This is a genomic window from Collinsella ihumii, from assembly GCF_030385545.1.
Classification (GTDB): Bacteria; Actinomycetota; Coriobacteriia; order Coriobacteriales; family Coriobacteriaceae; genus Collinsella; species Collinsella ihumii.
On sequence record NZ_JAUEIQ010000004.1, the window covers coordinates 170,254 to 183,754 of the forward strand.

Sequence of the window (13,501 nt, forward strand, 5' to 3'; positions counted from 1 at the left end):
GTAAAAACGGCCCCGTCCCCAAATGCGCCACCGGTGGTGTACCCTATGAGGTCGAGTCAAACCGAGTGAAGGGAAGCCATCGTGGAGCAGCAGAGCCTGTTTGGTGACGGTACGTTGGATGCGCCGGTCGAGACGACGTCGGCAGCGGAGCACGATGCGGCCGCCGAGCGCGCTGCCGAGCTGCGCCATCTGCTCGACTACCACGCCTATCGCTATTACATGCTCGACGCGCCCGAGATCACGGATGCCGCATTCGACAAGCTGCTGGTCGAGCTCCAGCAGCTCGAGGCCGCCTACCCCGACCTCGTGACGCCCGATTCCTACACGCAGCGCGTGGGCGGCTACGTGTCCGAGCAGTTCGCCCCAGTGACGCACATGGCGCGCATGTACTCCATGGACGATGCCATGAACCTCGAGGAGCTCGACGAGTGGCTGAGGCGCACCGAGGAGGCGCTGGGCGCGGGGCATGTCGTCTACACCTGCGAGCTCAAGATCGACGGTCTGGGCGTGGCCCTCACGTATCAGAACGGCGCCTTCGCGCGCGCGGCGACGCGCGGCGACGGCACGACGGGCGAGGACGTGAGCCTGAACGTCCGCACGATCCGCGATGTGCCCATGCACCTGTCGGAGACGGCCCTCGCCCATATGGGGGCCGACCGCGGAACGCCCATCGAGGTTCGCGGCGAGGTGTACATGCCCAAGGGCAGCTTTGTGCGCCTGAACGAGGAGGCCGATGCCGAGGGCCGCGATCCCTTCGCCAACCCGCGCAACGCCGCCGCCGGCAGCCTGCGCCAGAAGGATCCGAAGGTGACCGCGCGCCGCGACCTGTCCACGTTTCTGTATGCCGTCGCCGACACCGCGCCGCTGCACGTGGGGTCCCAGCACGAGTTTCTCGCCTGGCTGCGCGATGCGGGCTTCTCGGTCAACCCCAATGTGGCGCGCTGCAATACGCCCGCCGAGGTGCACGAGTTTTGCGCCGAGGCGCTTGCGCACCGAAGCGACCTCGATTACGACATCGACGGCGTGGTCGTGAAGGTCGATTCGTTCGACCAGCAAAACGACCTCGGCTTCACGGCGCGCGCGCCGCGCTGGGCCATCGCGTTCAAGTTCCCGCCCGAGGAGAAGACGACCGTGCTGCGCGAGATCCGCATCCAGGTGGGGCGCACCGGCGTGCTCACGCCGGTTGCCGAGTTCGACCCGGTGACCGTGGCGGGCTCCACCATCGCGCGCGCGACGCTGCACAACGAGGACGAGGTGCACCGCAAAGACGTCCGCGAGGGCGACACCATCATCGTGCACAAGGCGGGCGACGTGATCCCCGAGGTCGTGGGACCGGTCCTCGACAAGCGCCCGGACGGCGCCGAGCCCTGGCACATGCCGGCAACCTGCCCCGCCTGCGGAGCCCCCGTGGTGCATGAGGACGGCGAGGTCGCCTACCGTTGCGTTTCCATCGATTGCCCCGCCCAGCTCAAGGAGCGCCTGCTCCACTGGGTGAGCCGCGGCTGCATGGATGTCGACGGCGTGGGCGAGGAGCTCGTGGACAAGATGATCGAGGCGGGCCTTCTGCACGACGTGGCGGATTTCTACACGCTGACGACCGACCAGGTCGCGGGGCTCGACACGGGCCGTACCTACCTCAAGGACGATGCGCGCCGCGGCGTGCGCGCCGGCGATCCGATTCCCGTGGGCGCCACGATCGCCGCCAAGGTGATCGACGAGCTCAACAAATCGAAGGCCCAGCCGCTCGGCCGCGTGCTGTTCGCCCTGGGTATCCGCCATGTGGGCAAGTCCGTGGGCGAGCTCATCGCGCAGCGCTTCCTGACCATCGACGCGCTGGTGGCCGCAAGCGAGGAGGATATCGCCGCGATCGACGGCATCGGACCCAAGATCGCCGAGAGCGTGAAGCAGTTCCTCGCGGTGCCGGACAACCTGGCCGTGCTCGACCGCCTGCGCGTGGCGGGGCTTTCGTTGGAAGAGGACCTGTCGGGTGCCGCCGAGCGCGCGGCCGCAGAGACCGGCGTGGATGCCGACCTGGCCGCCGGCCAGCCGCTGGCGGGTCTCATCTTCGTGCTGACCGGCACGCTAGTCAACCGCACGCGCGACGAGGCGGGCGCGGCGCTCAAGGCGCTCGGTGCCAAGGTGACCGGATCGGTGTCCAAGAAGACGAGCTTTCTCGTAGCAGGACCCAAGGCAGGCTCCAAGCTCACGAAAGCGGAGTCGCTCGGTGTACCGGTGCTCGATGAGGACGCTCTCGAGCAGATCCTGGCGACCGGGGAGGTTCCGGCGGTATAGTGCCTTTCCGCAGAAACCGTCACTTCGTCGCGGGGCACAAAGCACCGCCTCAATGTCCGCAGCCGTAATGTACCGCGACGCGTGAACGGGCTATACTTGATATATCAACTATTGGTATGTCAAAAGGTGCATGCTCATGGAAGAACAGATATCGGAATCGTTTCCACTCGGGTTTTCCCTCACTGATTTTCACATGCAGGTCAGCATGATGTTCCATCTCATGCGGTCGTGCAACCATCCGTACCTGCCGGAACTCGGACTCGGTCCGGGGCAGCCCCGTATCCTGTCGTATCTCGCCGTGCACGGCACGAGCCCTCAGCGCGACATCGCGAGCTATTTCTCCATCGACCCTGCCGCCGTCTCGCGCATGCTCGATACGCTCGGCCGCGCGGGGTTCGTGCGCCTGGTCCCCGGGGAGGACCGTCGGCGCCGTGCCGTCGAGCTCACCGAGAAGGGCGTCGAGGCGGTGTCGCGCTGGGACAAGGTGTGCGCGATGACCGACGAGGTCATGCTTGCGGGCTTTTCGCCCGATGAGCGCGCGGCGCTCGCACGGCTGCTCGATCGCGTTCAGGTCAACATGCGGGCGCATCTGTCTCGCGCCGACGCGGGTCGTGCGCCCGATGGCGCCGAGCCCGCAGGCACGCAGTCGCAGTCCGAAGAGTCAACCGAGTCCGAAAGCGCGGAGGTTCGCCATGTCTGAGATTCGCCTGCTGCTTTCCTACGTGGGGCCGTATCGCCGCGACGCGGCGCTCGGAGCGCTGTTCGTCGCGCTCGAGACCTCGCTCGAGCTTCTGATCCCCATGCTCATGGCCAGCATCATCGACGAGGGCATCGCGTCGGGCGACGTGGCGGTCATCATGCGCCAGGGCGCGATCATGCTCGCGCTCGCGCTACTCTCGCTGGTCTTGGGCCTGGGCTATGCGCGGTTCGCCTCCCGTCTCGCCACGGGGCTCGGCGCCCGCCTGCGTCAGGCGGAGTACGAAAAGATCCAAGCGTTCGCGTTCGGCAATCTCGACCGCTACCAGACTTCCAGCCTGGTGACGCGCATGACGACGGACATCACCGTGATCCAAAACGCGATCTCGAGCGGCTTTCGACCCATGGTGCGCGGCCCGGTGCTGCTGATCATGGGGCTTGCGTACGCGAGCATCATGAGCGCCGAGCTCGCCGTCGTGTTCTTCTGCACGATGCCGCTGCTCGGCGTCCTGCTCGGCCTCATCACGTGGCGCGCGGCGCCGCTCTACCGCGACCTGCAGGTGTCGATGGACCATCTCAACAACGTGGTGCAGGAGGACGTGACCGCGGTGCGCGCCGTCAAGGCGTACGTGCGCGGCCCGCACGAGTGCGACGTGTTCGCGGGCGTCAACGGCGAGCTGGCGCGCACCTCGACCAAGACGTTCTCGACGGCCGTGCTCAACCTTCCGGCATTCCAGCTGGTCATGTACACGACGACCGTGCTGGTGCTCGCGGTCGGCGGGCACATGGTGGCGACCGGGGCGCTCGGCGTGGGCACCCTCACGGGCTTCATGAGCTATGTGCTGCAGATCATGAACTCGCTCATGATGATCTCCAACGTGTTCTTGCTGCTCACGCGCGCGCTGACGAGCATCCGCCGCGTGCGCGACGTGCTCGGCGAGGTGCCTGAGCTCGCGAGCCCCGCCGACGGGGAGGCGCTCACCGACGTGCCCGACGGATCCGTCGAGTTCCGCGACGTGAGCTTCAAGTACAGCGCGGCTGCGGAAGAGGACGTGCTGGAGCACGTGTCCCTGCGCGTGCCGAGCGGCGCGACCGTGGGCGTGCTCGGCTCGACGGGTTCGGGCAAAAGCTCGCTCGTGCAGCTGATCGCGCGCCTGTATGACGCGACGGACGGTGCGGTGCTGGTGGGCGGCCACGACGTGCGCGCCTACGACCTTGCGTCCCTGCGCGATGCGGTAGGCGTCGTGCTGCAGAAAAACGTGCTGTTCACCGGCACGGTGGCCGAGAACCTGCGCTGGGGCGACGCCGACGCGACCGACGAGGAGCTGCTCGAGGCGTGTCGCCTGGCCTGTGCCGACGAGTTTTTGGACCGCATCGGCGGCCTGGCGGGTGACTTGGGCCAGGGCGGCGCCGGCGTGTCGGGCGGCCAGAAGCAGCGCCTGTGCATCGCCCGCACGCTGCTCAAGCGCCCGCGCGTCCTGATCTTCGATGACTCGACGAGCGCGGTGGACATGGCCACCGAGGCGAAGATCCGCGCCAATCTGGCGAGCATCCCGGGCGTGACGACGATCATCATCGCTCAGCGCATCACGTCGGTCATGGATGCCGACGAGATCTTCGTGCTGGACGACGGACGCGTGCATGCGCACGGCACGCACGCCGAGCTTCTTGCAAACGATAGCATCTACCAGGAGATCTACGCCTCTCAGATGGAGCATGCGGAGGATGGCGCGCACGCGGGCGCAGCTGCGTCGGCCGATGAGCGCGCCGCGTCGTCCGTCGATGTGGAGGAAGGGGGTGAGCGCCGTGGCTAGGACGACTGCGCAGGCGCGACCGAACGATCTGCGCCACACGGTGGGCCGTCTGCTCGCCTACATGGGTCATGCGAAGCTCTCGCTGCTGGTGGTGGCGGTGCTCGTATCCGTGGCGGCGCTGGCCAACCTGTTCGGCACCTACATGGTGCGCCCCGTGGTGAACGCCCTGTCCGAGGGGCGCGCCGACGAGCTGCCGGGTCTGGTGATGCTGACGGCGGGCGTGTACGCGATCGGCGTTGTGTCCGCCTTCGGCTACACGCAGACGATGGTGCGCGCGGCTCAGAAGGTCGTGTTCGACATCCGCCGCGACCTGTTCGCGCATATCCAGACGCTGCCGCTGTCGTATTTCGACCGCACGCGCACCGGCGACGTGATGAGCTACTTCACCAATGACGTCGACACGGTGGCCGAGGCCCTGAACAACAGCTTCGCCAACGTGATTCAGGCGTTCATCCAGATGGTCGGAACGCTCGCCGTGCTGTTCGTGCTCAACTGGCAGCTCACGCTCATCACGGTCGCGTGCAACGTGGTCATCGCCCTGTACGTGCGCTTTTCCGGCGGCCGCAGCAAGGCGTTCTTCGCGCGCCAGCAGGACGCGCTGGGTTCGCTCGACGGCTATATCGAGGAGATGGTCGCAGGCCAGAAGGTCGTCAAGGTGTTCAACCACGAGGCGGCGAACGTCGCGGAGTTCGCCGAGCGCAACGACGACCTGCGCCGCGCGGGCGCCTCGGCGCAGAACTACGCCTTCACGATGGTGCCCACCACGGTGTGCGTGGGCTACATCAACTACACGATCGTGGCCGTCGTGGGCGCGATCCTGGCCGTCAACGGCATGGCCGACGTGGGCGCGCTCGCGAGCTACCTGGTGTTCGTGCGCCAGGCGACGCAGCCCATCAACCAGTTCACGCAGCTGGGCAACTTCCTGCTGAACGCGCTTGCCGGTGCCGAGCGCCTGTTCGCCGCGATGGAGCTTGAGCCCGAGGTCGACGAGGGTGAGGTCAGGCTCGTGCGCACGGGCGGGGACAGCTGGGCATGGCAGCTTCCCGACGGCGTGGGCGTGGGCGCGTACGGCGCGCTCGTCCCGCTGGCCGACGGCGCCTCCGCCAACGCGGCGAGGACCGATGGCGCGAGCGAGAAGGGGGAGCTTGCGGCCGAGCAGTCGGGAGCGGTCGCGCAGCGGACCGCGCTCGGCGCGGACGGCACGGTGCTCGCGTGCGGGCGCATCCCGCTGCGCGGTGACGTGCGCTTCCACGACGTGGACTTCGGCTATGTGCCGGGTCGCCTGGTCCTGACGAAGCTCAACCTGTTCGCCAAGCCGGGGCAGAAGATCGCCTTCGTGGGCTCGACCGGCGCGGGCAAGACCACGATCACGAACCTCATCAACCGGTTCTACGAGATCAACGGGGGCGAGATCACCTTCGACGGCATCAACGTGCAGCATATCGCCAAGGACGACCTGCGGCGCTCTCTGGGCATCGTCTTGCAGGACACGCACCTGTTCACGGGGACGATCGCGGACAACATCCGCTTCGGCAAGCTCGATGCGACCGACGAGGAGGTGCGCGAGGCCGCCCGGGCCGCCTGCGCGGACTCGTTCATCCGCCGTCTGCCGCAGGGCTATGACACCATGGTGACCTCGGACGGCGCGAACCTGTCGCAAGGGCAGCGGCAGCTGCTCGCCATCGCGCGCGTCGCGGTGGCCGATCCGCCGGTGCTCATCTTGGACGAGGCGACGTCGAGCATCGACACGCGCACCGAGAAGCTGATCGAGCGCGGCATGGACCGCATCATGGAGGGTCGCACGACGTTTATGATCGCGCACCGCCTGTCGACTGTGCGCAACGCCGATGCGATCATGGTCCTCGAGCACGGCAAGATCATCGAGCGCGGCACCCATGAGCAGCTGCTCGCGCAGCACGGCGAATACTGGGAGCTGTACCAGGGCTTGAAGGAGCTCGACTAGCTGATTTTTTAGGGACAGGTGATTTTTTCTCAAAAAGCGGGGCGCCCCACGGATCAGGAAATGATTCCTCTTCCGCGAGGCGCCCCGCCCTTCGTGTTCGGAAGCCTTGTGGGCGTCCTGCCTACTCCTCGGCCGGCTCGTCCTCGCCCTCGTCGAGGCAGGCGGCCTCGATACGGCGCTTGAGCTCGTCGATGCCCTGGCCGGTTGCCGAAGAGGTCACGAAGATGTCCTCGGCGGGCACGTTGAGCTGCTTGCGGATGGTGGCAAGCTGGCGACCCTGCTGGCTGCGCGAGAGCTTGTCGGCCTTGGTCAGCGCCACGACGAACGGATAGCCGCCCTCCTGCAAAAACTCGATCATCTGGTGGTCGAGCTTGCTGGGATCGTGCCGGATGTCGACCAGCGAGACGACCAGGTTGAAGCTGCGCTCCATATCCAGGAAGTCGAAGATGAGGTCGGCCCAGCGCTCGCGCTCGGATTTGGAGCGCTGCGCAAAGCCGTAGCCGGGCAGGTCGACGAAGTGCACGCCGTCGGCGACGAAGAAGTTGACGTTGCTCGTCTTGCCCGGCGTGCTCGACACCTTCACGAGGTTCTTGCGGTTGAACAGCTTGTTCATGATGGAGGACTTGCCCACGTTCGAGCGGCCGACGAAGCACACCTCCGGGCAGGTCGAGGGCGGGATCTTGGAGGCGTTGCCGTAGCTCGCGACGAACTTGGCGGTCTGGTAGCGGATGGCGTCGGTCATAAGGGAACTCCTTGGTCGGTGGTCGCTCTCAGTCGGCGGGGTGCCTTATTCGGCGTCGTGGTCGCGCAGGCCGAGCTTGCCCGCCAGGCGGCGGATGATGGCGAGCGTCAGGCCGCTCGCGCTACGCGCGTACTCGTCCAGATCGAAGGTGCGCTCGCAGAAGGCATCGTACGCCTCGTCGCAGTTGTCCGAGATGGCGCGCAGCACCAGGCAGTCGATGCCGCATTTGGCGGCGACGTGGGCGACGGCGGCGCCTTCCATTTCGGCGCAATCGGCGCCCGTCGCCTCGATGACGGCACGGCGCAGCTCGTCTCCGGTGATGAAGCGGTTGCCGGTCGCGATGGTCCCGCGCAGGTAGCGCTGCGGCTCGGCGTCGGTGTTGTTGCGGCGGTACGGGGAGGCGTCCGCGATCTCGCGCGCGGTGCTTCCGGGCGCGGTGAGCCGCTCGTCGAGCGCGGCGTCGATGTAGCCGTGGGCGACCAGGACCTCCTCTGCCACGTCGACGAGGTAGTCGCTGGAGGTGAACTCCTCTAGCCCGGGTGCCGACTCGGCGATCAGAGAGGTGTCGGTGTCGATGTAGCGCAGGCGCTCGCCGATGACGACGTCGCCGATGTGCAGCGCGGGGTTGAGGCCGCCGGCGATGCCGGAGAAGATGAGGGCGTTGGCGCCGTAGCGGGTCACAAGGTGCTGGGATGCCGCCGCCGCGTTGACGGTGCCCATGCCCGCGGTGGTGGCGACAAGGTTGAACCCGTGGTACTCGCCGCCCACGATGGTGAGGCCTGCCTCCTCGGCGACGGTGCCGTGCTCGATCTCCTGATAGATCTGACGGACTTCCTTCTCCAGTGCGCCGATGATGGCAATCGTCGGGGTCATGCGCATCTCCTGTCCTCGCTTGCTTGCTGGCTCCCTATGGTATCAGCTGGCCGCGGACATCGCGCATTCTCCACTGCGGGGTCATTTGGGGACGGGTTCATTTCAACCCATGGCTGCGTGCTGCGCAGCCATGGGTTGAAATGAACCCGTCCCCAAATGACCCATGCCCCGGCTTTTACAGCCAGCGCTTGAGCAGCACGAAGACGAAGACCATGGCGACGGCTGCGATCGCGGCCTGGCCGACCTGGATCATGGTGCCGCTGAGCACGAGCGCGGAGAGCACGGCCATGACGGCGCCGGCGACAACCATGATGGCGCCGGCGATGCGTTGCGCATGGTACTGCTCTTCCAGCAGCATCTCTGCGTCCTCGGGCATGTTGAGGGCTCGCAGCGCAAGCAGGATGCCCGCCACCAGGAAGATCGCGGGCACGCCGAACACCTGCCAGGAAAGCGTCGCCGTCTCGATGGCGCCGCCGGCGGCTTCGGGTGCCAGGGCGCCCGTGATCCAGCAGATAAGCGAGACGAGCCCGACGAGCGAGACGCAGATGCTCGACACGACCATGACGGCGCGCTCGCCAAGCGACCCGTTCAGAAACGAGACGCGCTCGTCGCCCGTGGTGCGCCGTGCGCCAAAGAGAAGGCCGCCGCTTGCAAGGAACGTGACCGCCGGCACCGCGACCATCTCGACCTTGGACCCCCAGCGGTCGATCCCCTCGGCGTCCCAGTGCGCGGGGATGACATCGGGCAGCATGCCCCATGAGACCGCCAGCGCGATGGCGGGGGAGAAGGCGAGCAGGAGGCACACGGCGGTGACGACGGGTGAAAGCGGCTTAGCGGTGGGTTCGTCCATGATGGGCTCCTCGTGAACAGGGTCTGAATCCATCAATCATAGCCGTTCGATGCGGTCACGGCCTGTATCGAATGTGCATCCCGCCGCGCCGCCCGCTTATCACAGGTACTCGATCTGGGCGCCTTCCGTGTCGCACGTCAGGATATGCGTCGCGCAGCCAGGGAAGCTCTCCTGCAGCCTCACCTGCAGGAACTTGGCGACGATGGTGTCGTCGGTCACGGCCATGAGCGTGGAGCCCGAGCCGGAGATCCACAACGTCTTGGCGCCGCCGGCAAGGCACGTGCGGCGAATCGCGTCGTAGTCGGGAATGAGCGGCCGGCGATAGGGCTCCTGCAGGCGATCGTCGTTGGCGGCGGCGATCAGGTCGGTGTCGCCGGTCTCCAGGCCGCGCGTCATGCCGGCGATGCGGCCCATCTGCCATACGGCGCTCGACAGCGGGATCTGCTGGGGCACGACCTTGCGCGCCTCGCTCGTATGGACCTCGTAGGGCGGGATGATGGTGATGAAGCGCAGGCGGTCGGATACCTCGTAGCGCAGGCAGCGGGGAAGGTCCCCTTCGGGGGTGAACGAGCAGACGGCGCCACCGAGGATGGCGGGCGCGACGTTGTCGGGATGGCCCTCGACGGCGGTGGCGATGCGGACGAGCTCGGCGCGGTCGACCGTGTGGCCGGTGAGCGCTGCCGCGGCCATGATGCCGGCGACGACGCAGGTCGAGCTCGAGCCCAGGCCGCGGGCGACGGGCACCTCGGTCTGGATGTCGATGGATACGGGGAACGGCTCCTCGTCCCACTCACGCAGCGCGTCGACGAACGAGACGTAGACGAGGTTGTCCTCGTTTCGGAACTCCTCGGGGCACCCGGTGATGGTGAGGCGCTCGGCGCGGTCGAAGGTGAAGTGCGAGTAGAGCGACACCGCCATGCCGAGCGTGTCGTAGCCGATGCCCAGGTTCGCGCTGGTGGCCGGAACGGTGATCTTGATCATGCAAACTCCAATCAGACCGGGTCCGTCGCGTCTGCGCGGCGCCGCAGGCCGCCTTCGCGCGCGGCGCGCGGACGCGACGCGGATGCCCGGCGGTTACAGGTTCAGGGCCGCGTGCTCCACGAAGGCGCCCATGGCGTCCACGTCGACCACGTCGGTGTGGAGAGTCGGCTTCTGCTGCAGCGTCGCGAGCTGGGCGGGCGGCGTGGTGCCCGTCGCCTTGGCGAGAACGTCCATGCAGGCGAAGTCGCTCGGAGGGCAGAACAGGCCGAGCGCGCCGGCGACGGCGCGCGGGAACTTGTAGGGGCTTGCCGTGGACAGCAGCACGCGCGCGGCGGTGCCGGGGGAGGCGGGGAGCTCTTCGAGCACGTGGTAGCCGCAGGCGGTGTGCGGGTCGATGACGTAGGCGTTGGCGTCCCAGCAGTCGCGGATGGCAGCGGCGACCTGGTCCTCGTCGGCCCAGCCGCACCCGAAGACGTCCTGGATGCGGGCGAGCACCTCGGCGGGGACGGTGTAGGACCCGCCGTCGGCGAGGCCGGCCATGAGGTTCGCCACGAGCTCGCAGTCGCCGTCGGCCGCGTAGTAGAGCATGCGCTCCAGGTTGGACGAGATCAGGATGTCCATGGAGGGCGAGGTGGTGGTGAAAAACGGCCGCTTGCGGTCGTAGGTGCCGGTGGTGAGGAAGTCGAACAGGACGTTGTTCTTGTCGCTCGCCACGATGAGTCGGCTGACGGGCAGGCCCATGCGGCGCGCATAGTAGCCGGCGAGGATGTCGCCGAAATTGCCCGTGGGCACGCAGAACTCGACGGCGTCGCCCGCCTTGATCGCGCCGGCGCGCAGCAGCTGCGCGTAGGCGGCGAAGTAGTACACGACCTGGGGCACGAGGCGGCCGACGTTGATGGAGTTGGCGCTCGAGAGGACGACGCCCGCGTCGGCCAGGCGCACGGCCAGCTCCGTGTCGGCGAAGATGCGCTTCACGGCGCTCTGGGCGTCGTCGAAGTTGCCGCGGACGCCGCAGACGGAGACGTTCGCGCCCTCCTGCGTGGTCATCTGGAGCTCCTGCACGCGGCTGACCTTGCCCTCGGGGTAGAACACGGTGATGCCGCAGCCCGGCGCGTCGGCGAATCCGGCGAGCGCCGCCTTGCCGGTATCGCCGGAGGTGGCGGTCACGATCATGATCTTCTCGCCCGCGTTGTCGCCCGTGCCGGTGCGCGCCATGAGGCGGGGCAGCATCTGCAGGGCCACGTCCTTGAAGGCGCTCGTGGGGCCGCCGAACAGCTCGAGCACGTAGGTGGAGACGCCGTCGGCGTTGGGCGCCTGCTTGAGCGGGACGAGCGGGGTGACCTCCTCGCTCGCGAACGTGCCGCCGTACGCCTCCTCCACGCACGCCGCGATCTCGTCAGCGGTGTAGTCGGGAAGCAGGATGCCCAGCACCTCGCGGGCGAGCTCGAAATAGCTCTTGGATGCGAGCGTCGCGACGTCGATGGTGGTCTCGCCGAGCGCGTCCGAGACGTACAGGCCGCCATCGGGCGCGATGCCGCGGCGAATGGCTTGCTTGGCGGTGCACGTGGCTTCACGGGAGCGCGTGCTGTGGAACAGACCCATCGGGAACCACCCCTTTATCTAACAAAAGTGAATCGTGGAGATATCGTAGCAGAGCGGTCGCGGTCTGCGCGGTTCTCGCGGTGCATCCGGGTTGCGATACCAGCGGCTGAACACAGGACGTTTTCCGTTTGGAAACAAATGGACGACGTTTCGCACCGGTTTTGACCCTCGACGAAACGGCTAGTACACTTGCACCTACTAAAGTGGCTCCTGCTATCTGTCGCGTCCGCGCTGCATCGCCGCAGCGGGTCTTCGGGCGGCCGGTGGTGGCTTTTCGGGGAAGGTTAGTTGGTTCATGATCAAGGTTGCCAAGTTCGGCGGCTCCTCCGTCGCGGACGCCGAGCATTTCAGGAAGATCAAGGGGATCATCGATGCGGATCCCGCGCGCCGTTTCGTCGTCGTGTCCGCGTGCGGGCGCCGGCGCAGCGGGGACGCCAAGGTCACCGACCTGCTGTATCTCGTGAACGCGCACGTCAAGTACAGCGTGTCGTGCGACGACCTGCTCGACGACATCGTGCAGCGCTACGTCGATATCGCCGACGAGCTGGGTCTTTCCTATCCCATCCGCGAGGAGATGGCCGCGTTTTGCGACAAGGCCCGCACCGGCGGGTTCAGCACCGAGGAGCTCGTCAGCCGCGGCGAGTACTTCACGGCGCGCCTGATGGCCGAGTATCTCGACCTGCCGTTTTTGGACGCCGCCGACGTCGTGGCGTTCCATCATGACGGCACGCTCTCGATGGAGCGCACGGCCAAGCTGCTCGACGAGCGCGCCCCGCGCGGCGGCTTCGTGATGCCGGGCTTCTACGGCGCCACGCGCGAGGGCCGCATCTGCCTGCTCGACCGCGGCGGCGGGGACATCTCCGGCTCGATTCTCGCCAAGTGCCTGGGCGCCGACCTGTATGAGAACTGGACCGACGTGTCCGGCTTCTATTCGGCGGATCCGCGCATCGTGCCCGAGGCGCAGCCCATCGGCCGCATCACCTACGAGGAGCTGCGCGAGCTCTCCTACATGGGCGCGTCGGTGCTGCACGAGGAGGCCATCTTCCCGGTGCGCGAGGCGGGCATCCCGCTCGTGATCAAGAACACGAACGCGCCGTCCGACCCCGGGACGATCATCTCCGAGCACGCCAAGGAGGGCGAGAGCGAGCCCATCATCACGGGCGTGTCGGGCAAGCGCGGCTTTTTGGCCATCAACGTCGCGCGCGACCGCACGACGAGCCGCATCGGTTTCATGCGCCGCGCCCTGTCGGTGTTCGAGCGCTACAACGTGAGCGTCGAGCACATGCCCACGGGCGTGGACCAGTTTGCAGCCGTCGTTCAGGCCGATGACGTGCACGATTCGCTCTACTCGATCATCGCCGACATCCAGGAGGAGGTCCAGCCGCTTCAGATCGAGGTCGTGGAGGACTTGGCGCTGATCGCCACGGTCGGCCGCAACCTGCATGGCCGCGCCGGCGTGGCGGGCCACCTGTTCGGCATGCTCGGCCAGGCGGGCGTGAGCGTGCGCATGATCACGCAGGGCTGCGACGAGATCAACATCATCGTCGGCGTCGAGGAGAAGGACTTCGAGACGGCGATCCGCACGATCTACAAGGCGTTCTCCGATGAGAACGGCATCGTCGAGACGTCGGATCTGGAGCCGACCCCGCAGCCGTTTTAGGGAATCAATCGGCCGCTGATTCCCCAGC

General features: G+C 67.1%; 10 protein-coding genes. 5 read left to right on the forward strand and 5 right to left on the reverse strand.

The window, feature by feature from the left end; all coding sequences use genetic code 11:
- Positions 1-114: 114 nt before the first annotated feature.
- From ligA to QVN30_RS05665, 4 genes are all read left to right on the forward strand, one after another.
- Positions 115-2,292, forward strand: a complete 2,178-nt coding sequence (gene ligA / locus QVN30_RS05650; protein ID WP_289835763.1) for an NAD-dependent DNA ligase LigA — start codon at positions 115-117, stop codon at positions 2,290-2,292.
- Positions 2,293-2,428: 136 nt separating this feature from the next.
- Positions 2,429-2,992 (forward strand): MarR family winged helix-turn-helix transcriptional regulator, encoded by a 564-nt coding sequence (locus QVN30_RS05655; RefSeq protein ID WP_289835740.1) that lies wholly within the window; start codon positions 2,429-2,431, stop codon positions 2,990-2,992.
- Positions 2,985-4,802, forward strand: coding sequence for an ABC transporter ATP-binding protein (locus tag QVN30_RS05660; protein WP_289835741.1), 1,818 nt, complete (start codon positions 2,985-2,987; stop codon positions 4,800-4,802). Before QVN30_RS05655 ends, QVN30_RS05660 begins: the two co-directional genes overlap by 8 nt.
- Complete coding sequence (locus QVN30_RS05665; RefSeq protein ID WP_289835742.1) at positions 4,795-6,765, forward strand: ABC transporter ATP-binding protein; 1,971 nt, start codon at positions 4,795-4,797, stop codon at positions 6,763-6,765. The genes QVN30_RS05660 and QVN30_RS05665 overlap by 8 nt, the downstream gene beginning before the upstream one ends.
- A gap of 121 nt (positions 6,766-6,886) precedes the next feature.
- On the opposite strand, the gene yihA is transcribed toward QVN30_RS05665, so the two are convergent.
- The 5 genes from yihA to thrC all read right to left on the reverse strand — a co-directional run bounded on the left by yihA (position 6,887) and on the right by thrC (position 11,813).
- Positions 6,887-7,507, reverse strand: coding sequence for a ribosome biogenesis GTP-binding protein YihA/YsxC (gene yihA, locus QVN30_RS05670; RefSeq protein WP_204538534.1), 621 nt, complete (start codon positions 7,505-7,507; stop codon positions 6,887-6,889).
- 45 nt (positions 7,508-7,552) lie between these two features.
- Positions 7,553-8,380, reverse strand: coding sequence for a 5'-methylthioadenosine/S-adenosylhomocysteine nucleosidase (locus QVN30_RS05675; protein WP_273341669.1), 828 nt, complete (start codon positions 8,378-8,380; stop codon positions 7,553-7,555).
- 175 nt (positions 8,381-8,555) lie between these two features.
- Positions 8,556-9,230, reverse strand: a complete 675-nt coding sequence (locus QVN30_RS05680) for a DUF1648 domain-containing protein (protein ID WP_289835743.1) — start codon at positions 9,228-9,230, stop codon at positions 8,556-8,558.
- A 99-nt stretch (positions 9,231-9,329) separates the two neighbouring features.
- A complete protein-coding gene (thrB, locus tag QVN30_RS05685; protein WP_087201102.1) occupies positions 9,330-10,211 on the reverse strand; it encodes a homoserine kinase in 882 nt (293 codons plus the stop codon).
- 93 nt (positions 10,212-10,304) lie between these two features.
- Positions 10,305-11,813 (reverse strand): threonine synthase, encoded by a 1,509-nt coding sequence (gene thrC, locus QVN30_RS05690; RefSeq protein ID WP_289835744.1) that lies wholly within the window; start codon positions 11,811-11,813, stop codon positions 10,305-10,307.
- 295 nt (positions 11,814-12,108) lie between these two features.
- Here thrC and QVN30_RS05695 point away from each other — a divergent pair, with 295 nt between their 5' ends.
- Positions 12,109-13,473, forward strand: coding sequence for an aspartate kinase (locus tag QVN30_RS05695; RefSeq protein WP_087201105.1), 1,365 nt, complete (start codon positions 12,109-12,111; stop codon positions 13,471-13,473).
- Positions 13,474-13,501 lie beyond the last annotated feature (28 nt).

What these genes read in the sequence shown, in the direction of transcription:
- QVN30_RS05655 (WP_289835740.1), top strand. Translation starts at nt 2,429, where the DNA reads ATGGAAGAACAGATATCGGAATCGTTTCCACTCGGGTTTTCCCTCACT.
- QVN30_RS05660 (WP_289835741.1), top strand. Translation starts at nt 2,985, where the DNA reads ATGTCTGAGATTCGCCTGCTGCTTTCCTACGTGGGGCCGTATCGCCGC.
- yihA (WP_204538534.1), bottom strand. Translation starts at nt 7,507, where the DNA reads ATGACCGACGCCATCCGCTACCAGACCGCCAAGTTCGTCGCGAGCTAC.
- QVN30_RS05675 (WP_273341669.1), bottom strand. Translation starts at nt 8,380, where the DNA reads ATGACCCCGACGATTGCCATCATCGGCGCACTGGAGAAGGAAGTCCGT.
- QVN30_RS05680 (WP_289835743.1), bottom strand. Translation starts at nt 9,230, where the DNA reads ATGGACGAACCCACCGCTAAGCCGCTTTCACCCGTCGTCACCGCCGTG.
- thrB (WP_087201102.1), bottom strand. Translation starts at nt 10,211, where the DNA reads ATGATCAAGATCACCGTTCCGGCCACCAGCGCGAACCTGGGCATCGGC.
- thrC (WP_289835744.1), bottom strand. Translation starts at nt 11,813, where the DNA reads ATGGGTCTGTTCCACAGCACGCGCTCCCGTGAAGCCACGTGCACCGCC.
- QVN30_RS05695 (WP_087201105.1), top strand. Translation starts at nt 12,109, where the DNA reads ATGATCAAGGTTGCCAAGTTCGGCGGCTCCTCCGTCGCGGACGCCGAG.